Annotated in this window: 20 protein-coding genes; 10 read left to right on the top strand and 10 right to left on the bottom strand. The window is 70.0% G+C overall.

Annotation, left to right across the window (positions count from 1 at the left end):
* Positions 1-13: 13 nt before the first annotated feature.
* Entirely contained in the window at positions 14-1207 is a 1194-nt protein-coding gene (locus tag MKK67_RS31860) for a DUF1972 domain-containing protein (protein ID WP_243973128.1), read from the bottom strand.
* 24 nt (positions 1208-1231) lie between these two features.
* Here MKK67_RS31860 and MKK67_RS31855 point away from each other — a divergent pair, with 24 nt between their 5' ends.
* On the top strand, positions 1232-1969 hold the full coding sequence (locus MKK67_RS31855; RefSeq protein WP_243973126.1) for a class I SAM-dependent methyltransferase: 738 nt from the start codon (positions 1232-1234) through the stop codon (positions 1967-1969).
* Positions 1970-1982: 13 nt separating this feature from the next.
* Here MKK67_RS31855 and MKK67_RS31850 read toward each other — a convergent pair whose 3' ends face one another.
* The 6 genes from MKK67_RS31850 to MKK67_RS31825 all read right to left on the bottom strand — a co-directional run bounded on the left by MKK67_RS31850 (position 1983) and on the right by MKK67_RS31825 (position 8664).
* On the bottom strand, positions 1983-2915 hold the full coding sequence (locus MKK67_RS31850; protein ID WP_243973124.1) for a glycosyltransferase family 2 protein: 933 nt from the start codon (positions 2913-2915) through the stop codon (positions 1983-1985).
* Positions 2912-4585 (bottom strand): O-antigen ligase family protein, encoded by a 1674-nt coding sequence (locus tag MKK67_RS31845; RefSeq protein ID WP_243973122.1) that lies wholly within the window; start codon positions 4583-4585, stop codon positions 2912-2914. The genes MKK67_RS31850 and MKK67_RS31845 overlap by 4 nt, the downstream gene beginning before the upstream one ends.
* Before the next feature lie 238 nt (positions 4586-4823).
* A complete protein-coding gene (locus tag MKK67_RS31840) occupies positions 4824-5462 on the bottom strand; it encodes a CpsD/CapB family tyrosine-protein kinase (RefSeq protein WP_243973119.1) in 639 nt (212 codons plus the stop codon).
* The gene (locus MKK67_RS31835) at positions 5459-7033 is read right to left on the bottom strand and encodes a GumC family protein (protein WP_243973117.1); all 1575 of its coding nucleotides are present in this window, start codon (positions 7031-7033) and stop codon (positions 5459-5461) included. Before MKK67_RS31835 ends, MKK67_RS31840 begins: the two co-directional genes overlap by 4 nt.
* On the bottom strand, positions 7030-8202 hold the full coding sequence (locus MKK67_RS31830) for a polysaccharide biosynthesis/export family protein (RefSeq protein ID WP_243973115.1): 1173 nt from the start codon (positions 8200-8202) through the stop codon (positions 7030-7032). The genes MKK67_RS31835 and MKK67_RS31830 overlap by 4 nt, the downstream gene beginning before the upstream one ends.
* Before the next feature lie 291 nt (positions 8203-8493).
* The gene (locus tag MKK67_RS31825) at positions 8494-8664 is read right to left on the bottom strand and encodes a hypothetical protein (protein WP_243973113.1); all 171 of its coding nucleotides are present in this window, start codon (positions 8662-8664) and stop codon (positions 8494-8496) included.
* On the opposite strand from MKK67_RS31825, the gene MKK67_RS31820 reads away from it, so the two are divergent.
* The 5 genes from MKK67_RS31820 to MKK67_RS31800 all read left to right on the top strand — a co-directional run bounded on the left by MKK67_RS31820 (position 8663) and on the right by MKK67_RS31800 (position 12041).
* Positions 8663-9766: a helix-turn-helix transcriptional regulator gene (locus MKK67_RS31820; protein ID WP_243973111.1), complete on the top strand. Its 1104-nt coding sequence runs from the start codon at positions 8663-8665 to the stop codon at positions 9764-9766. The two genes, MKK67_RS31825 and MKK67_RS31820, sit on opposite strands and share 2 nt — an antisense overlap.
* A 62-nt stretch (positions 9767-9828) precedes the next feature.
* Positions 9829-10029 (top strand): hypothetical protein, encoded by a 201-nt coding sequence (locus MKK67_RS31815; RefSeq protein ID WP_243973109.1) that lies wholly within the window; start codon positions 9829-9831, stop codon positions 10027-10029.
* A gap of 291 nt (positions 10030-10320) precedes the next feature.
* A complete protein-coding gene (locus tag MKK67_RS31810; protein WP_058191194.1) occupies positions 10321-10530 on the top strand; it encodes a hypothetical protein in 210 nt (69 codons plus the stop codon).
* A 156-nt stretch (positions 10531-10686) separates the two neighbouring features.
* Complete coding sequence (locus tag MKK67_RS31805) at positions 10687-11217, top strand: GNAT family N-acetyltransferase (RefSeq protein WP_243973107.1); 531 nt, start codon at positions 10687-10689, stop codon at positions 11215-11217.
* A gap of 209 nt (positions 11218-11426) precedes the next feature.
* Positions 11427-12041, top strand: a complete 615-nt coding sequence (locus tag MKK67_RS31800) for a DUF2147 domain-containing protein (RefSeq protein ID WP_243973105.1) — start codon at positions 11427-11429, stop codon at positions 12039-12041.
* Positions 12042-12264: 223 nt separating this feature from the next.
* Here MKK67_RS31800 and MKK67_RS31795 read toward each other — a convergent pair whose 3' ends face one another.
* Together MKK67_RS31795 and MKK67_RS31790 are read right to left on the bottom strand one after the other, a co-directional pair.
* Entirely contained in the window at positions 12265-13488 is a 1224-nt protein-coding gene (locus MKK67_RS31795; protein ID WP_243973103.1) for a serine hydrolase domain-containing protein, read from the bottom strand.
* 58 nt (positions 13489-13546) lie between these two features.
* Entirely contained in the window at positions 13547-14056 is a 510-nt protein-coding gene (locus MKK67_RS31790; protein WP_243973101.1) for a DUF427 domain-containing protein, read from the bottom strand.
* A 118-nt stretch (positions 14057-14174) separates the two neighbouring features.
* Here MKK67_RS31790 and otsB point away from each other — a divergent pair, with 118 nt between their 5' ends.
* The 4 genes from otsB to MKK67_RS31770 all read left to right on the top strand — a co-directional run bounded on the left by otsB (position 14175) and on the right by MKK67_RS31770 (position 16698).
* On the top strand, positions 14175-14918 hold the full coding sequence (gene otsB / locus MKK67_RS31785) for a trehalose-phosphatase (protein WP_243973099.1): 744 nt from the start codon (positions 14175-14177) through the stop codon (positions 14916-14918).
* Positions 14919-14999: 81 nt separating this feature from the next.
* Positions 15000-16007, top strand: a complete 1008-nt coding sequence (locus tag MKK67_RS31780; protein ID WP_243973091.1) for a glucokinase — start codon at positions 15000-15002, stop codon at positions 16005-16007.
* Positions 16008-16072: 65 nt separating this feature from the next.
* Complete coding sequence (locus tag MKK67_RS31775; RefSeq protein ID WP_243973089.1) at positions 16073-16315, top strand: type II toxin-antitoxin system Phd/YefM family antitoxin; 243 nt, start codon at positions 16073-16075, stop codon at positions 16313-16315.
* The gene (locus MKK67_RS31770) at positions 16312-16698 is read left to right on the top strand and encodes a type II toxin-antitoxin system VapC family toxin (protein WP_243973087.1); all 387 of its coding nucleotides are present in this window, start codon (positions 16312-16314) and stop codon (positions 16696-16698) included. The genes MKK67_RS31775 and MKK67_RS31770 overlap by 4 nt, the downstream gene beginning before the upstream one ends.
* A gap of 78 nt (positions 16699-16776) precedes the next feature.
* Here the strand turns inward: MKK67_RS31770 and MKK67_RS31765 are convergent, their stop codons facing one another.
* Positions 16777-18249 (bottom strand): MFS transporter, encoded by a 1473-nt coding sequence (locus MKK67_RS31765; protein WP_243973085.1) that lies wholly within the window; start codon positions 18247-18249, stop codon positions 16777-16779.
* Between the last annotated feature and the right edge of the window lie 91 nt (positions 18250-18340).

The raw sequence follows: 18340 nt of genomic DNA, 5'->3' as shown, positions 1-18340 counted from the left end.
TCCGGCCCGCCATTCACGCCGGCCCGTGCTCGTGCCGGCGGATCGCCTCCCGGCCCCGGCGGGCGGCGCGCCGCGAGGGAAGCTGGCGCCGGAGCACGCCTTCGTAGGCGTCGAAGATGCCTGGCCAGCCGAAGGCGTCGGCGTGCCGCTCCCGGGACGCTGCCGACATGGCGTCGAGCCGGCTCGGCGCGGCGCGCACGAGGTTCAGGATGCCCCGGCGCAGCTCGGTCTCGTCGCCGAAGTAGACGGCCCCGTCGCCCGCCACCCAGCGGTTGAACGGATTGTCGTGGGCCAGGATCGGCGAGCCGGCGCCCAGGGCCTCGACCAGGGACGGGTTCGTCCCGCCGACCGTGTGGCCGTGAATGTGGAAGCGGGCATGCAGCCGCAGGGCGGCGACGCGCTCGGATTCATAGATCGCGCCGGCGAAGATCACGTCCGGTCCGCCCGCGGCTTTCACGGCCCGGTGGTAGGGATCGGACTCCATCAGCTTGCCGAGCACGACCAGCGGCAGGCCGGGGCGGATCTCGCTCCAGGCGCGGACGATCTGGAGCACGAGGTTTTCCGGCACCACCCGGGCGATCAGCAGCCCGTAATCGCGCGGGCGCACGTTGAACTCGGCGAGCGGGGTCGTCGGCGCCTCCAGCACCGGATCGGCGCCGTACGCGATGGTGGTGATCCGCTTCGCCGACGTGTTGCGGGCGAGGTGCCGGGCGATCTCCGGGTGGTCCGCGACGAGATGGGTCGAGAACAGGCTGCCCAGCCGCTCGTTCAGCCAGAACCACGCCTTGGCGGGCTTCGACCAGCGGTCGCGCTTCCACTCGATCCCGTCCATGTTCATGACGCTGCGCTTGCCCGTGAGCCGGTACAGGATCGAGAACGCGGCCGTGTTGTAGCCGAGGACCAGCGGCATGGCTGGCCGGAACGCCGCCCGCAGGGTGCATTTCAGGTCGAACACGATGGTCGCGAAGGCACCGTCGCCGCGCACCGCCACCGGGATCAGCGCGATGCCGCGCCAGACGCTCGGCGGGGTCGGTTCGCTGACCTGGCAATAGACCTCGACCCGCCAGCCACGCGCGACGAGATCCAGCGCGAGGCGCTCGGCCAGGGTCTCGAACCCCCCATGCGCGGCCGGCACCCCGCGGGTGCCGAGGATCGCCACGGCCGGACGTCCGTCCGGCTCGCCCCCCTTCACCCGTACCGCGCGCATCGCGCCGTCAGAGGAGCCTAGAAGATGGTCACCGTCGAACAGCGCCTGTTCCGGGAGATGGGGGCCGGGGGATATTCCCGGCAGGACCACCGGATGGAGTACATCGTCCGCGTCAACGCGCTGCTCCGGCCGGACATGCGGGTGATGGAGTTCGGGGCCGGGCGCGGCAAATGGAGCGATGATCCGGTCCCACTGCGCCGGCACCTCGGCGACTTCCGCGGGCGCTGCGCCCACGTCATGGCCTGCGACGTCGACGAGGCGGTCCTCGAGAACAAGTCGGCCGACGCGGTCCGGCTGATCGGTCACGACGGGAATCTTCCATTCCCGGACGGGAGTTTTGACCTGATTTCGGCCTTCTCGGTCCTCGAACATATCGAGCATCCCGAGGTCACCGCGGCCGAGCTCGGCCGAGTCCTCGCCCCGGGGGGCTGGCTCTGCGCCTGGACGCCCAACCGTTGGGGCTATGTCGGGGTCGGCGCGCGGCTTATCCCGAAGCGGCTGCACGCGCAGGTCCTGCGCTGGGTCGAGCCGCGGCGGGTCGAGATCGACTCGTTCGTGCCGCTCTACACGATGAACACGGAGGCGGCGCGGCAGCGGCTTTTCCCAACTGATCGGTTCGAGCACTTCACCTACAGTTTCGACGGGCAGCCGTTCTATCATGGCGAGAACATCGTCCTGGGTAAGTTCTGGGAGCTGCTGTTCCGGCTCACGCCGGGTCCGTTGAAGGGCTATCACATGGTCTTCATCCGCAAGAAGCCGTGAGGTTCGGGTCATTTCAGCTCCGAAGACTGCGCAGGTGGGCGGAAAACCTACGCATATCCTCGGCCTTGCGGGCGAGTTCCGGCCGGCGCTTCAGCCGGCCGGCGAGCTCGTAGGCCAGCGCCCGCAGGGTGAAGCCGAGCCGGAGCGGGCCCGAGAAGAAGGCCGGCGAGGACAGGAACCGGCCGGCATTGCGCAGGCGGTAGATCCCCGCCAGCCCGTCGAGCCAGCGGGCCGAGCGCGCGCCGGCCGATCCGCCCTGGAGATGAACCACCGCGATCCCAGGCAGGTATGCGACCCGCCATCCGGCATCGCGCAGGCGGCAGCCCCAATCGACATCCTCGCCGTAGAGGAACATCGGACTCTCCAGGCCGCCGATCGCCTCGATCGCCGCCCGGCGCATCAGCACGAACGCGCCGCAGACCCAGTCCACGTCCAGGGCCGCGCGCCCCCTTGCCTGCCGGCTCGCGAGGTAGAGCCCGCGCAGGCCGAAGCGCCCGGACAGGCCGGCGGCGTGAACAAGGGTCGAGAGCGGGCGCGGCTCGTAGCCGGCATCGCCGACCTGGTGCCGGCCGTCCGGGAAGATCAGCCGGGGCCCGAGGGCGCCGACATCCGGATGCGCGTCGAGATGGGCGAGCGCCGCGGCGAGGGCCTCCGGGTCGCGCAGGAACGCGTCGGGATTGAGCAGCAGGATCGTGTCGCCGCGCGCCGCCTCGAACGCGACGGCGTTGCCGCCCGCGAAGCCGTGATTGGTGCGCTCGGCGATCAGGCGCATCCACGGGAAGCCGCGGGCGATCCGCACCGGCGTGCCGTCCGTGGAGGCGTTGTCGACCAGGATCACCTCGTAGGGACGGTCGATCCGGCTCGCCGTCAGGAGCTGCAAGCAGGTCTCGATATCGGCGCCGGCATTGTAGGTGACGATCAGGACGCTGAGGCCGATCCCGGTCATGGTCGATCACTCCGCGGTCTGAGGGCCGGACGGTTCTGGGTCGCGGACGGTCTCGCGCGGTGGCCCGGCGATGACGCGGGTCCCCTCTCCTGGAGGGAGAGGGACAGGGTGAGGGGTGTGCCCTTTCCGGAGAGTCCTGATCCCTCACCCCAACCCTCTCCCGCACGGGAGAGGGAGCGCGTCGCGCCGTAGACCTCGGCAGCCGCCCGTCGCTGGGCCGCCCGCACGCCCGCGATCAGCCCGAGGCCGGTGTAGAGCAGCTCGGCGATGCCGAGATTCAGGCGGAAGCCCGGGTCGACCAGGCCGTGCAGCAGGTGGGCGATCAGGCCGACCGCGCAGGCGGCCGCGATGGCGGCGAGGGGATCCCCGACCGGCGCGCGCCAGGCCGCCCGGAAGCCCCGGACGATCCCGACCAGAAAAACCAGGGCGAAGGCGGTGTAGCCGACAATCCCGACCTCGGTGAGGATCAGGATGTGCAGGTTGTGCACCACGTGGTTCGAGCGGTCGAACAGGCCGGCGAGGCGGGACAGGCCGGTCTGGTCGAGCACCGCGAACTGGTTGCCGAAATTGTTCAGCCCGACGCCGAAGATCGGGAATTGCGCGAACAGCGCCAGGGCCGCGGCGTTGAGCGGCCCGCGCTGGGCCGCCGAGCCGCCGTCATCCGCGGTGAGGCGCTCCCAGACCAGCGGCCCGGCGACGATCGCGGCGATCCCGGCCACGACCACGAGGAGGCCGAACACGATCAGGCTCGCCCGGGAGAACAGCCGGTCGCGATAGACCAGCAGGATCACCAGGGCGGCCGAGAGCGGGTAGGTCAGCCACGAGGCGCGCGACAGGGTCAGCACCACGCCGATGACGGCCGATCCGGCACCGGCCGCGCCGATGAGGCGCAGGAGTCTAGGGCCCCGAGAGAGGGCGAGCGCCAGGGCCAGCGGCCAAACGAACTCGTAATAGTACCCAAGGATATTCGGGTGGACCTTCAGGCCGCCGGCCCGGCGCTGGGCGGTGAAGTTGATGTTCTCCTCGACGATCTGCTCCTCGCCCAGCACCGAGAGGCCGAGTTCGGAGCCGGAGACGTATTGCAGCCCGGCCACCGCGGTCTGCACCAGGCAGAGGGCGCAGATCGCCAGCGCCAGGGTACGGATATCGGCCCCCGACAGGTTCGAGACCGCCACCGAGACCAGGAGCAGGCCCAGGAACCGCCAGGCATCGAACCAGAGGTAGGCGGTGTCGGTGGCGTTGCTGAGGGAGAGCAGGCCGGCCGCCAGGAATCCGAGCTGCGTCAGGACGAGGGGCCGGTCGAGGCGCAGGCCCCGGACGCGCTCGCCGATGCCGAACAGCTTCGACAGGATCAGGGTCAGCGCCACCAAGAGGGCGACGCTGACGGTCAGCCCCGCGCCGCCACCGATGCTCGGCAGGTACTGCCCGATCGCTTCAAAGTGCTGGAAGAAGCTGACATCGAGCTTCACCGTCAGCCCGACCGCGAGGGCGACGAGCAGCAGGGGCGTCAGGCGGTAGCGCTGCCCGGCGATCAAGGCGCCGACCCCGCCGAAGGCCGCGGCCAAGCCGACCACGGCGAATTTCAGCGGCGCCGCGCTCAGCGCCACCGCGCCGGCCGCCGCCGCGAGGCCGAGGCCGGCGACCGGCAGGGCGCGCGCTATGATCTGCATTGAACCGACTCTCGGCTTATCGGCCGGACGCGCCGAGCCTGCTCAGACGCAACAGGCCCCCTCTCCCGTGCGGGAGAGGGTTGGGGTGAGGGATCCGCCCTTTCCGGAAGACCCGGACCCCTCACCCTGTCCCTCTCCCGCACGGGAGAGGGGACCCGCGCCTCGTCCGTCGTTCGAGACGAAGGCATGCCGAACCCACATCCGCCCGGCCCGTTGCTCATGCAGGAAGGCGCGCCGCTCATCCGAGCCACCGGTACAGCCATTTCGGGATCGGCCGGCGGGTGCCGTTGAGGACGATGCCGAGTGGCGCGCCGCCGGCGGCCTTGAGGTCGGCCAGCGCCCGCTGCGCCACCGCCCGCCGGGTGCGCTCGGCGCCGATCACCACCACGAACCCGTCCACGAAGGGCGAGAGCGCCGCGGCGTCGCCGATCTCGGTGATCGGCTCGCAATCCAGGATCGCGAGGTCGAAGCGCTCGTCGACCAGCGCCAAAAAATCCTCGACGCGGCCGTCGTCCAGGGTCGCCCGCCGGATCGCCGCCGCGTTGCCGGCCGGGACGATGCTGAGGCCGTCGGCGACCGGATGGACGCCGACGCTCGGCGCCACGTCGCCGGCGACGATGTCGGCGAAGCCCGGCCGCCCGGTGAGCCCGTAGGCCTCGGCCAGCGACGGCCGCGACCAGTTCGCCTCGATCAGCGCCGCGGTGCGGCCCCGGCGGGCATAGGCGCCGGCGAGTTCGCGGGCCAGCGTGCTCACCCCCTCGCCGGGCTGGACCGCGGTGATCCCGACCCGGCGCAGCCGGGTCTCGTGGCGGCTGAGCTGGACCAGTGCCGGCTCCAGCACGGCCAGGTCGATCATCTGCGTAGCGGCGGCGATCATGCGGCCGATCCCCCGAAACGGGGCCGGCGGGCGGTGCCCGAGCGCAGCGGCACGGCGGCCAGGACCGGCACCCGCAGGGAGCGGGCGACCTCGGACGCGCTGCGGTAGGTCTGGGCCAGGATTTCCGCCAGGGCGACGTAGGCGAGCGCCGCGAGCAGGCCGAGACCGGCCGCGAGGCCGAGGATCAGCGGCCGGTTCGGGCCGGAGGGCAGCCGCGGCGGCACGGCGCGCGCCACCAAGGCGGAGGAGGTCACCGATTGCGCGTCGAGCCCGGTGCCGGTGCGCAGGGCGTCGATCCGCTTCTGGGTATCGGTGATCTCGTCGCTGAGCAGGGATTTCTGCTGCGCGAGCCGGCCGTAGGCCAGCGCCGCGTCGCTCTGGCCGATGGCGGCCTTGCGCCGGCCGGCCTCGATCCCCGTGATGGTCTGGATCTTCTCCGCCAGCACCGCGAGGCGGGCCGTGTCGGCGGCGATCAGGGCCTGGTACTTCTGCCGGGTCAGGGCGGTGAGATCCCGGTCGAGGCTGACGAACTCGGGCGCGGTCGGCCGGAACCGGACGGCGAGCTCCGCCCGCTTGGTCCTGAGATCCGCCCAGCGCGTGTCGAAGGCCGCCACCGTCGGGTCTGCGTCGGGCGGCGTCGGCTGCCAACGGTCGGGACCGGTCTCGCGGGTGCGCTTGAGCCGGGACTCGACGCCTTCGCGCTCGATCTGGGCAGCCGACTTCTGCCGGGCGAGGTCCGAGAGGGTGCCGAGGTCGTTCTGCTGCTCGATCTCGAAGCTCGCGGTGTTGTTGCCCTTCAGGGATTTCGCGAGCTGCGTGTCGATGGCGGCGAGGTCGGCGCGCGCCCGCTCCAGCTTGCCCTGGTAGAAGGTCGCCGGGGTCTCGTCGGCATAGACCTCGACATGCCGGCGCTTATAGGCGTCGAGCAGCCGGTTCAGGGCCTGGGCGGCGAAGTTCGGGTCGGTCCAGGTGAAGCCGGTCAGGATCACGTCCGTCTCCTTGACGAACACGACCTTGAAGGAGGCGAGATAGGCCTCGAACAGCTTCTCGTCGGGGCTGAGGTGGCGCAGCAGGCCCAGCGCCTCAAACGGGATGCGGACCGTATCCACGACCCAGGTCTTGACCGCCTTGGCCCCGCGCATGGCGACGCGGCCCTGGTAGATCAGCCAGTCCATCCAATCCTCGGGGGGCGGGCCCAGATCGCCGGCCGGGGTGATCGCCTTCAGCGCCGCGAACTCGTCACGCACGATGCTCGGGTCGCGCAGGATCTCGACCTCGTTGTTCACGTTCTGCGCGCGCTCGGAGAACATGTAGTTCTGGTTGGCGCCGCCCTGGACCGAGCCGGCCGACTTCTCACGGCCGAGGCGGATGATCAGCTTGGCGTCGGCCGTGTATTCGGCCGGCGTCAGCAGCAGGTAGATGCCGGCGCCGAGGATCGCGGCGGTCAGGATCAGCAGCGCCGGACGGATGTGCCGGAACAGGGCCGCCAGGGCGTCGCGGAGATCGAAGGTGATATCCTCGAAGGCGTCGGGTGCGGTCCGGTCGGGCCGGGACAGGTCGGGCTTCGTCACGTCCCGGACCTCACGGTGGCGCTGGTGGAGGTGCTGGCGGAGGGGCCAGTGATGTAGTTCACCCCGAAGCCGGTGCCGTTGAAGAGCAGGATCTGGCGGACCACCAGGTCGACGGCGCGGGCGGTCTTGGCCAGCAGCGATGGCGGCACGTAGACCGTGGCGTTCGGCGGCACGATGATCGAGTCGGCCAATCCCGGTTCCCCGATATCGACGATGCGGACGCTGCCCGCGGCTTCGGCGTCGAACCGGATAATGCGCACGGCCTCGCCTGCGGCAGTCGGGAGGATGCCGCCGGCCGAGCCGAGGACCTGCGCCAGGGTGCGGGCGCCTTGAAGGGTGACCGGCCCCGGGGCCCGGACCTCGCCGAACACCATGGTGTTGGCCGGCACCAGGCTCGCGAGCCGCACGCTCGTGCTGACCGTGGAGAGCTGACGGTGGTACGCCGCGGTTAGGTTGCCGGCGAGCTCGGTGACGGTCCGGCCCGCCGCCTGGACCGGCGGCACCATCGGCAGGTTGATCTTGCCGTCCGGCTCGATCGCCAGGACCTTCACGCGGCCCATATCGGCCCGCTGGGTGAGCTCGCGGAAATCATCGGTCACGGTGCGGAATTTGCGCAGCATGATCGTAACGACCGGGTCGATCAGCACGTCGTCGTAGGTGGTCTTGATCAGCGCGGCCGCAGCCTCGGGCGACAGCCCGGCGACCTTGATGCCGTTCTTGCCCGGCAGCGAGATCCGGCCGTCCGGCCGCACCAGCACGGTACGGTTGTATTCCGGATGGGTGCGGAAATCGACGTCGAACTCGTCGCTCGGGTTGAGGCGGTAGGTCGGCTGGACCACGCTCGAGTCGATCAGGAACGAGATTTCGAGGTTGTCGCCGACATTGAGCCGGTAATTGGCGAGCCCAAGGCGCATGGTGCGCCCGACCTCCTCCTGCGCGGCGGCGACGATGGCGGGCGGCAGGCCGTCGGGGATCGAGCCGGTCTGCGTCACGTCCGGGCCGGATCGCCCGGCCGATTGAGGCTTGCCGGTCGTGCAACCCGTCAGCAACGGTACGCAGGTCAGGACCGCCAGCGCGACGGTACGGCCTCGCGGATGATCCGCGACGCTGGAGGCTCGGGAGACGCGCCGGGTCGCCGCGCCGAGGAACGCAGACAGGAAAAACGCCATCGACCTTCAGCCGCACCATGCTCGACTGCGCCCGTCCGATGACAACTCGTGATCGAACCGCGCAGAGCGATACAATCGACGGGTTTGGTTAACGAGGCTTGAACCCGGCCCGGCCAAACTCTATCAGAAGTTGTGATTGCGGCCTTGTGGCAAACTGCGGAGCTGCCGCGGGGGAACGAGGCCTCGCCGCGACGCCCTGCCTCGCGGCCGACCGACGCTCATCGCCTCGCGACAGCGGATCCGCGGACGCCGCCTGCGCGGCATGACGGCCTGCCCCAATCGGCCCGATCATCAGTCCATCGGCCGAAATCGATCGACCGAAAACGCCATCTCTTCAGATGCTTGCTCAATCTTGACGGTTCGATTAATAGAACTTCGATCGAAACTTAGGCGATGTTCTGATGAATCCGGAGCATTGCGGTCCTGATTGCCGGTCACCGCCGCCCCGGAGTCGAGCGCCATGCCCGGCCTGAATCCCGATCCCGTCGCGCGCCTGCGCGATGATCTGGAGATGACCTTCCGGGAAGACCTGGAGGAGGCGGTGGTCGATCCGGCCCGCTGGCCGGACTTGATGGAGCGGGTGGCGCGGGCTTCCGGGAGTGAGGGCGCGCTGCTCCTGCGCACCGACCGGACGGGGCTGGACGCGATCACTACCGCCTCGCTCGCCGAATCCTCGAAGCGCTACTTCGAGGAGAATTGGCACCGGGAGGATCACCGCTTCCGCGGGCTGCCGATGATCCGGACCCGGGGCATCGCGGTCGACCAGGATTTCACGACCCCCGAGGAGATCGAGCGCCTGCCGTTCTACCAGGATCTGCTGGCTTCCAGCGGCCTGCGCTGGTTCGCTGGAATCGGCTTCGAGGCGGGGGGGCGGCTCTGGTGCCTGGCCTTGCAGAGGACCGTGGCGCAGGGCCTGTACGAGCCCGACGAGCAGGCGCGTCTCGCCACCCTGGCACCGCTGCTCCGACGCGCGGGGCTTCTCACCACGATGGTCGAGAAGGCGCGGCTCGCCGGGCTGACGGAGGCGTTCGACGTCCTCGGGCGCGCCGCCATGATCCTGGATTCCGAGGGCAAGGCCATCCGCTGGAACACGGCGTTCGCAGGCCTGCTCGGCCGCGACCTGAAGCTGGCGAGCGGACGTCTCACCGCCGAGGAGGGGCAGGCCGCGCGGCAGCTCGAGGCGCTGTCGCGGCCGTGCGGGCGACCGCCGATCTCCGCCGTGGTGGTGCCGCGGCGCGATGCACTGCCGATCGCCCTCCACGTCGTTCCGCTGGTCGGTCCCAGCCGGGGCTTGTTCGCGGGCGGGAGCACGCTGCTGATCGCCAGCGTCCCCGGCAGTGCGCCGGTTCCCCCGGCGGCCATCCTTCAGGTCGCCTACCGGCTGACCCCCGCGGAGGCGCGCCTCGCCCAGGCGCTGTCCGGCGGCCTCAGCCTCGCGGAGGCAGCGGGTCGCTTCGCGATCACCGCCGCCACCGCGCGGTCGCAGCTGAAGGCGATCTTCGCCAAGACCGGCGCGACCCGGCAATCGGACCTGCTCCGGCTGGTGACTGGGCTGGCACGGTAGGATGCTCGCGGAACGTGTCGGGTTGCGTGGCCGTTGCAACCGACACGATGGGAGAGAACGCAATGACATATCGGATCGCACTGGCCTCCGCGCTGACGATCGGCGCTCTCGTGCTCGGCGCGCCGGCTGAGGCGAAGGGGTGTCTCAAGGGCGCGGTCGTCGGCGGCGTCGCCGGGCATATGGCCGGGCACGGCAAGATGGGCGCTGCCGCCGGCTGCGCGGTGGGCCACCACCGGGCCAACAAGAAGGACAAGCAGGGCTGATCGACCCCGCTCGTCCCACACAGGCGCCGCGCCCGACAGAGCGGTGACCCGACGATACCGACGGCCTCGTGAAGTCGGATCCCCGATCGGGGGTCCGGCTTCACGCGTTTTGGATTGGGCTCTGCGGCCGGCCGTCGCTGCCGGTCGGGCGGTGCCGAGCCGATCGTTTCCCCGGAGCGCCTGATAGGACCGGACGCTTGACCGTTCATTGGAGCTGTTCTAATTAAGAACTGTGAGCGGGCGGCCCTACTTCGGCCCCTGCCGAAGCCTTCACGACGACGGAGAGACACCATGACCGGTACCGCGAACGCTGCCTGCGAGAGCTGCCGCTTCTTCGACGATCACAAGCTCAATGGCGCCCAGGCCCAGGGCGACGAGGGTCTCTGCCGCTTCAACCCGCCGGTCAGCCAGCCGGCGCCGCAGTCGAAGGGCCTGTGGCCGGTGGTGGCGTCCAAGGATTGGTGCGGCCACTTCACCGCCGAGATGACCGCGGCCGAGTAATCGGTTCGCACGGCGCTTCGATCGCGGGCGGGGCCGGCGTCCATCCCCGCGCAGCCCCGCGACGCGATCGGCCCGTGACGAACCGCGCGCGATCACCCGGCCCCCCGGGGTGATCGCGCATTTCCGTTTGGCGCGTGGCGCGGATAGGCTCGTGCCGTGACCCAGGCGATCCGCCCCGCGACCGAGGCCGACATTGCGGCCATCGCATCCATCTACGGCGATGCCGTCCGCACCGGCACGGCCAGCTTCGAGCTGGAACCGCCGAGCGTCGAGGAGATGGCCCGCCGGTTCGCCGTGGTGCGCGAAGGCGGCTTCCCGTATCTCGCGGCCGTCCGGGACGGCCATGTCGCCGGCTACGCCTATGCCGGCCCTTATCACCAGCGCGCGGCCTATCGTTCGACCCTTGAGGACTCGATCTACGTCGCGCGGGCGGCCCGGGGCACCGGTATCGGACGGGCGCTACTCGCCGCGCTGATTACGGAAGCCGAGCGCATCGGCGGCCGGACATTGGTCGCGGTCATCGCCGAGAGCGACTCGCCCGCCTCCGTCGCGCTGCATGCGGGCCTCGGCTTCACACCGGTCGGTATCCTCGCGGGGGTGGGTTACAAGCACGGACGCTGGCTCGACGTGACCCTGATGCAGCGCCAGCTCGGACCCGGCCGGAGCGTGCCGCCGACTCGCGTTTGACACGGTCTCAACCGACGCGAAGACTTTCCAATACCCCAGCGTCCCAGGCAACGCCGTCATGATGCGGACAACTTCGCGCGGGAGAGGGCGGGCAGGACGCGCGCGTCGCCTGGTTCCGGCCGGGCGACAGCGCAATGACGCGAGCTAGGGGCCTTCCGCATGGTGGGCGGTCTCGTCCCTTCACGGCTCGCGAGGCAGGGAGTTCGGGTATGATGATGTCTTCGATCGGTCGGCGGCTCGCGCCGCTCGCGGTCCTGGCGCTCGCCGCGCTGGCGGCTCCCGCGCAGGCCGCGGCTCCGGCCGACCCCAGCGGCACCTATCTCACCGAGGACGGCCGCGCCCGCGTCCGCCTCGAGAAGTGCGGTGCCGCCAATGACCGGCTGTGCGGCTACGTGGTCTGGCTGAAGGTCCCGCTCAACGACAAGGGTGAGCCGCGGATCGACTTCAAGAACCCAGACCCGAAGAAGCAGGCGCGCGCCTCCCTCGGCCACCAGCTGATCATGGGCCTGAAGCTGAACGCCGACGCCCATTACGAGGGCAAGATCTACAATTCCGAGGACGGCAAGTCCTACGACGTCACGATCTGGACCGACGCGCCCAACGAGCTGACGGTGCGGGGCTGCCTGATCGCCTTCCTGTGCAAGTCGCAGACCTGGAACAAGGTCGTCGACCTCGCGCCGGGCCAGCTCCCCGGCCCGACCAACGCGCCGAACGGCCCGCGCAGCGACCCGGAATTCGTCACCGCGCCGCCGCCCAAGCCCACCGCCAAGGCGGCCCCGAAGGCGCCGGCGAAGCCGGCCGCGGACGCCCCCGCTCCGCAATAATCCATGGCGCGTTTGGACCGTATCTTATCGGTGTGCGATTTCGATCGAACAACCGTTGAGATGATCGGATGTCCAAATCTCACCCTCATCCTGAGGTGCCCGCGCCAGCGGGCCTCGAAGGAGCTCTCCAGCCGGCCGCGCGATCCCTGGAGCCCTCCTTCGAGGCTGCTGCGCAGCACCTCAGGATGAGGTCGAGGGTGGGAAACCTCGCTCCAACAAGTCCTCAATCGTCGAGGGCCGCGTAGGTCAGGACCCGCAGCTCCCGCCGGATCGGCAGGGCCGAGGACGGCACAAGCTGTGTCATGAGCACGACGGACAGATCCTCGGCGGGGTCGATCCAGAAGGCGGTCGAGGCAAGGCCCCCCCAGGCGACTTCGCCGGGCGTGCCGAGGATCTGGGCTCGGGCCGGGTCGAGCATCACCGAGAAGCCGAGGCCGAAACCGATCCCGGTATAGGAGGTCTCGGCAAAGCGCGGCGTGCCCATGGCCGCCAGATCCCCGGACAGGTGGTTGGCCAGCATCAGCGCGACGGTCTTCCTCCCGAGCAGCCGATTGCCGTCGAGCGTCCCGCCGTTGAGGATCATCCGGCAGAAGCGGTGGTAGTCGGCCGCCGTCGAGACGAGGCCGCCGCCCCCCGAGGCGATGGCCGGCGGCTGGGCGAAGGCGGTCTCAACGGAATCGTCGAACAGCTTGAGCTTGCGCGCCCGGTCATACACGTAGGTCGCACAGAAGCGCGGCATCAGCTCCGGGCGGACATGGAAGTCGGTGTCGACCATGCCGAGCGGGCCGATGACCTCCTCGCGCAGGTAGTCGGCGAAGGGGCGGCCGGTGAGGGAAGCCACGTACTGGCCCAGCACGTCGGTGGCGACGCTGTAGTTCCAGGCGCTGCCGGGTTGGGCGAGCAGCGGCATCCTGGCGACCCGCGCCGTCATCTCGGCGAGGCTGCCCTCGCGCGCCAGGTAGTCGATGCCGTGCTCGCGATACTGCGCGTCGACGAGGGTCGCCTCCATGAACCCGTAGGTCAGGCCGGCCGTGTGGGTGAGGAGGTCGCGGACAGTGATCGGGCGGCGCGCCGGCTCGGTCTCGATCTTCGCCCGGTTGCCGCCGACCGCGACGCGCATCTCGGCGAAGTCCGGCAGCACCCGCGCGATCGGATCGTCGAGCTGGAACCGGCCCTGCTCGTAGAGCTGCATCACCGCCACCGAGGTGAGCGGCTTGGTCATGGAGTAGATCCGGGTCACCGTGTCGAGGGTGAACGGCGTGCCACGGGCGAGGTCGGCCTGGCCGCAGGCACGGGCGAAAGCGACGCTGCCCCGTCGCGCCACCGTAACCGACAGGCCGGCGAGCCGGCCCTCATCCACCAGTCGGTCCATCCACGGCGCGATCCGTGCGAGCCCGTGCGGGCTGAACCCCGCGCCTGTCGGGTCGATCTCGGTCAGCGCGCTCATGGCGTCTCCTTCGGCCGGTAAGACTCGGCGAGGAACGATAAAGCGCGCGGCGGCGAAGTTACCAGCCCATCGTGCCCGGGCTGCCCTTGAACGGGCCGACGATGCCGGGGGTGATCCAGCCGCCGTAGAAGGTGCCGGGCTGGGGCGTGACCCGCGCGTCGCCGACGAAGCAGGCATCCATCGGCAGGGCGTAGAACGCGACGTAGCCGCCGATCGCATCGAAGCCCGGCGTCGGGTCCGGGTACGACCAGGCGGCGCTGGGTGCCAGCCGGTCGCCGCCATGCACGTCGAACAGCACGGCTTGCCCCTTCCACTCACAGATCCCGCCACGGCGCGGCCCCGAGAGCACGCCGGCCATCACGTCGCCGGGCGGAAAATAGTAGGTCGGGGGATGGGCTGTCTCCAGCACCCGGTAGCCGGCTTTGGTCTGCGCGAACACCGCGCCGCCGAGCACCACCCGCAGCGTCTCCGACACCCGTTCGAGGCGCGGGGGGCGTGGATAGTCCCAGACGCTTTCGTCGCCGGGGTTCGTCGGGTCGGGGATCGGACGGGAAAGCGGGCGGGCCATGACGGGTCGGGCGTATATCGTATCCAGGGTAAGCGATAGGTTGATGCAGGTGACCGTTTCTCGCGCCGTCGTCGCATGCTAGCCCGTGCCCGACGCTCACCGCCCGGGACCGACCGCGATGGACATCGCCCTCTTCCTCGACTTCGACGGAACGCTCGCCGAGATCGCGCCGCGGCCGGATGCCGTGCAGGTCGAGCCCGGCCTGGTCGAGACGCTCGAACGGCTGCGTGACCGGCTGGGCGGGGCGCTGGCGATCGTGACCGGCCGTCCGGTCTCGGTGATCGACGGTTTTCTGGCGCCGTCCCGCCTCGACACGGCGGGGCTGCACGGCGTCGAGCGCCGGGTCGGCGGGGCGCTGTCGGGCGGCCGGGCCGAGGACCATCCGGAGCTGCGCCGTCAGGTCGAGCGCCTGCATGCCGAGAGCCGGGCGCTCGCCGACGTTCTGATCGAGGACAAGGGTGCCTCGGTGGCGGTGCATTGGCGCTTGGCGAACGCCGAGGATGCCGGTCGGGCCGAGGCGCTGGTCAAGGACGCGGCCGAAGCCCTCGGGGGCGCCTACCGGCTTCAGCTCGGCAAGGCGGTGGGCGAGATCGTCCCGGCACAGGCGACCAAGGCGCACGCGATCCGCGCCTTCCTGGAACAGCCCCCCTATGCCGGCCGCCGGCCGGTGTTCTTCGGCGACGACCGCACCGATGAGATCGCCTTCGCGTCCGTGAACGAGGATGGCGGCATCGCCGTCCGGGTCGGCGACGGCGACACCGTGGCGAGCCGGCGCCTGCCCGACCCGGCCGCCGTCCGCGCCCTGCTGCGGGACTGGGCGGAGAACGGCACGATCAACCCCGAGGCCCTGCCGCCGGCGTGAGCCTGCCCTATCCTTCGTCGCATGGCGGCAGGCACGCGTCCTGCCTCGTTGTGAGCCAGCTCAGGAAAAGGCCCTTCGTCGATGTTCGAGTTTCCGGTTCTGATCGGTGACATCGGTGGCACGAACGCCCGTTTCGGCCTGATCGCCGAGAAGGGCGCCGAGCCCCAGTTGCTCTCGCACGAGGCGACCGCCGACCATCCCGATCCGTCGCACGCCATCAAGGCGGCTTTGGCCAAGGGCGGCGATGCTCTGCCGCCGCCGCGCTCGACCATCCTGGCGATGGGCGGGCGGGTCGATGGGCCGGAGCCCCAACTCACCAATGCGCACTGGCGGATCGGCGGCGAGCGCATCGCGAAGGATTTCGGGCTCTCCTCGGCCGTGGTGGTGAACGACTACGTGCCGGTCGCGGCCGGCGCGGCCGATATCGAGCCCCACGACCTCACGCCGGTCGGGCCCAGTCCGACGATTCCAGGGGGCGCCCGGGTCGTGCTTGGGCCCGGCACCGGCTTCGGGGCGGCGGCCCTGGTGCCCTACTCGGCCCACCTCGCCATCGTTTCCACGGAGGCCGGTCACACCGATTTCGGCCCGGCGGACGCGTTCGAAGAAAAGATCTGGCACGCGCTGGAGCGGGTCGACGGGCGCATCACCGTCGAGGCGGTTCTGTCGGGGCCGGGCCTGGCGCGGTTGCACGCAGCGGTGGCGCATGTCCGCACCGGCCAGCCGCACGAGAAGCTCGACCCGGCGGCCGTGACCGAGGCCGGGCTCAACGCCTCGGACCCGCACGCTGCGGAGGCGCTGGAATTGTTCGGCCGCCTGCTCGGCCGCGTCTGCGGCGACCTCGCCCTGACTTTTCTCGCAACCAGCGGCGTCTATATCGGCGGCGGCATCGCACCGCGCATCGTCAAGGTGCTGGAGGAGAGCGGGTTTCGCGAGGCGTTCGAGCGCAAGGCGCCCTTCGCCGAGATGATGCGCCAGATCCCGACCAGCGTCATCACGGTCCACGACCCGGCCTTCAAGGGCCTGGCCGCCCTCGCCAATGAGGGCCGGCGCTTCGTCTACCATGGGCAGGTTTGGCGGAAAGACGGCTGAGGGTTTACGATCACCCATGCGGTCGTCGCGCGGCGGCGGGCGTGTGTGGAGTTGGGACCGGATCGATGCGGACGGTCACTTTGAAGGACGCCAAGACCAACCTGCCGCGCCTCGTGGAGCAGGCTGCCTCGGGCGAGCCGTTCATCATCGCGAAAGACGGCAAGCCCTTGGTTCGTGTCGTCCCGTTCGACGCACCGGCGTCAGCCAAGACCTCGCGGATCGGATTTCTGGCTGGGTCCATCCGCATCCCGGACGATTTCGATCGGATGGGTAGCGAAGAGATCGCGGCGGCGTTCGAAGGCCGGTGAGCTATCTGCTCGATACACATATCCTGCTCTGGGCTGCGGCAGGATCCGACCGGCTGACATCTGCCGCACGCCGCCTCATCGAGGATCCTGCGCATACGCTCGTGTTCAGCGCGGCGAGCCTGTGGGAGATTGCGATCAAAAGCGGGCTGGGTCGCAACGACTTTCAGGTCGATGCGAAGCACCTGCGGAAAGGTTTGCTCGACAGCGGCTATATCGAGCTTCCGGTGACAGGGGCTCATGCGGCCGCTGTCGCCGGCCTTCCGCCCGTCCATCGCGACCCGTTCGATCGGCTCTTGATCGCACAGGCCCAGGTCGAGGGACTTGAATTCGTCACGGCCGATCGGACCCTCGCACACTATGGCGGCCCGATCAGATTGGTCTGAGCGGATGTCGCGTGCCCGTTCGGCCGGATCTCGATGCGTTGAACGCAAGGAGATCCGGCTCAGGGGGCTGTCTTCTGCCTACGCGGCCGCCAGCGGCTTCGACACGTCCTCCAGGGACTTGCCTTCCGCGGCCGTGCCCCAGACCCCGCCAACCACCGCGGCGATCAGCATGAGCGCGGCGCCGATCCCGTAGCCGAACAGCACCCAGTCGCGGGAGCCGGTCTCGACCAGGCTGCCGAACAGGAGCGGCCCGGAAACGCCGCCGATGCCGGTGCCGACCGCGTAGAAGGCCGCGATGGCGAGCGCCCGGATCTCCAGCGGGAAGGTCTCGGAGACGGTCAGGTAGGCCGAGCTCGCCGCGGCGGACGCGAAGAAGAACACCACCATCCAGGCGGCAGTCTGCCCCACCGGCCCGATCACGTCGAGGCGGAACAGCAGGCCCACGGCGACCAGCAGCACCGCCGAGATGCCATAGGTGAAGGCGATCATCTGGCGCCGGCCGATCGTGTCGAACAGCCGCCCGAGGAGCAGCGGGCCGAGGAACGAACCGAGCGCGAACGGCAGCAGGTACCAGCCGACGCTGTTGCCCGGCACGTCGTAGAACCGCTCCAGCACCAGCGCGTAGGTGAAGAACAGCGCGTTGTAGAAGAACGCCTGCGCCACCATCAGGGCGAGCCCGACCATCGTAGCCAACCGGTTCGTGACGAACAGGGCCCGGAACACCTCCGACAGGGGGGTGTGGTCGCGGGTCCGGACCTTCATGCGCTTGCTCTCGTCCACCGGCGGCAGGGTCACGCCCTCGTCGGTGAAGCGCTTCTCGATGCCGGTGACGACCCGGTCGGCTTCCGCGGCGTAGCCGTGCGTGGCGAGCCACCGGGGGCTCTCGGGGATCCAGGTGCGCAGCAGCAGGATCACGAGGCCGATGGCGCCACCGGTGAAGAAGGCGACGCGCCAGCCCCAGGCGGGATCGATCACCTCCGGCCGCAGCAGCACGATCGACATGAACGAGCCGAGCGCCGCGCCGATCCAGAACGAGCCGTTGATGACCAGGTTGGTCCAGCCGCGGACCCGGGCCGGGACCAGCTCTTGGATGGTCGAGTTGATCGCCGTGTACTCGCCGCCGATGCCCGCGCCGGTGAAGAACCGGAAGACGCAGAAGCTCGCGACGTTCCAGGACAGGCCCGTGGCCGCGGTCGCGATCAGGTAGAGGGCCAGCGTGATGAAGAACAGCTTCTTGCGGCCGATCCTGTCGGTCAGCCAGCCGAAGCCGAGGGCGCCGGTGACCGCGCCGACGAGGTAGCAGGAGGCGGCGAGCCCGACATCGAATTCCGAGAACGACATCGGCGGCTGGCGCAGGGCGCCGACCAGGGACCCGGCCAGCGTCACCTCGAGCCCGTCGAGCACCCAGGTGATGCCCAACGCCACGATGACGAGCACGTGGAAGCGGCCCCAGGGCAGCCGATCCAGTCGCGCGGAGATGTCGGTGTCGATGACGCGGCCGATCTCCGCACGCTCGGGTGTCCCGGCGCTTCCCTCAACCTTGCTCGCCATGCCTGTGCGTCCTCCCAATGGGTTCGTTTACCGTGCCTCAAGACTCGGCGTTTACCGCGACTCGACGCAGGTGTTGGGAACAGGTTGGGAA

The sequence above is a fragment of the Methylobacterium sp. J-072 genome, assembly GCF_022829425.1.
Lineage (GTDB): Bacteria > Pseudomonadota > Alphaproteobacteria > Rhizobiales > Beijerinckiaceae > Methylobacterium.
Note: the sequence above shows the minus strand (reverse complement) of the source record. Positions and strands in the feature narration are given on the sequence as shown.

What these genes read in the sequence shown, in the direction of transcription:
- MKK67_RS31850 (WP_243973124.1), bottom strand. Translation starts at nt 2,915, where the DNA reads ATGACCGGGATCGGCCTCAGCGTCCTGATCGTCACCTACAATGCCGGC.
- MKK67_RS31765 (WP_243973085.1), bottom strand. Translation starts at nt 18,249, where the DNA reads ATGGCGAGCAAGGTTGAGGGAAGCGCCGGGACACCCGAGCGTGCGGAG.
- MKK67_RS31860 (WP_243973128.1), bottom strand. Translation starts at nt 1,207, where the DNA reads ATGCGCGCGGTACGGGTGAAGGGGGGCGAGCCGGACGGACGTCCGGCC.
- otsB (WP_243973099.1), top strand. Translation starts at nt 14,175, where the DNA reads ATGGACATCGCCCTCTTCCTCGACTTCGACGGAACGCTCGCCGAGATC.
- MKK67_RS31780 (WP_243973091.1), top strand. Translation starts at nt 15,000, where the DNA reads ATGTTCGAGTTTCCGGTTCTGATCGGTGACATCGGTGGCACGAACGCC.
- MKK67_RS31840 (WP_243973119.1), bottom strand. Translation starts at nt 5,462, where the DNA reads ATGATCGCCGCCGCTACGCAGATGATCGACCTGGCCGTGCTGGAGCCG.
- MKK67_RS31810 (WP_058191194.1), top strand. Translation starts at nt 10,321, where the DNA reads ATGACCGGTACCGCGAACGCTGCCTGCGAGAGCTGCCGCTTCTTCGAC.
- MKK67_RS31815 (WP_243973109.1), top strand. Translation starts at nt 9,829, where the DNA reads ATGACATATCGGATCGCACTGGCCTCCGCGCTGACGATCGGCGCTCTC.
- MKK67_RS31825 (WP_243973113.1), bottom strand. Translation starts at nt 8,664, where the DNA reads ATGGCGCTCGACTCCGGGGCGGCGGTGACCGGCAATCAGGACCGCAAT.
- MKK67_RS31775 (WP_243973089.1), top strand. Translation starts at nt 16,073, where the DNA reads ATGCGGACGGTCACTTTGAAGGACGCCAAGACCAACCTGCCGCGCCTC.
- MKK67_RS31800 (WP_243973105.1), top strand. Translation starts at nt 11,427, where the DNA reads ATGATGATGTCTTCGATCGGTCGGCGGCTCGCGCCGCTCGCGGTCCTG.
- MKK67_RS31845 (WP_243973122.1), bottom strand. Translation starts at nt 4,585, where the DNA reads ATGCAGATCATAGCGCGCGCCCTGCCGGTCGCCGGCCTCGGCCTCGCG.
- MKK67_RS31820 (WP_243973111.1), top strand. Translation starts at nt 8,663, where the DNA reads ATGCCCGGCCTGAATCCCGATCCCGTCGCGCGCCTGCGCGATGATCTG.
- MKK67_RS31790 (WP_243973101.1), bottom strand. Translation starts at nt 14,056, where the DNA reads ATGGCCCGCCCGCTTTCCCGTCCGATCCCCGACCCGACGAACCCCGGC.
- MKK67_RS31830 (WP_243973115.1), bottom strand. Translation starts at nt 8,202, where the DNA reads ATGGCGTTTTTCCTGTCTGCGTTCCTCGGCGCGGCGACCCGGCGCGTC.
- MKK67_RS31795 (WP_243973103.1), bottom strand. Translation starts at nt 13,488, where the DNA reads ATGAGCGCGCTGACCGAGATCGACCCGACAGGCGCGGGGTTCAGCCCG.
- MKK67_RS31855 (WP_243973126.1), top strand. Translation starts at nt 1,232, where the DNA reads ATGGTCACCGTCGAACAGCGCCTGTTCCGGGAGATGGGGGCCGGGGGA.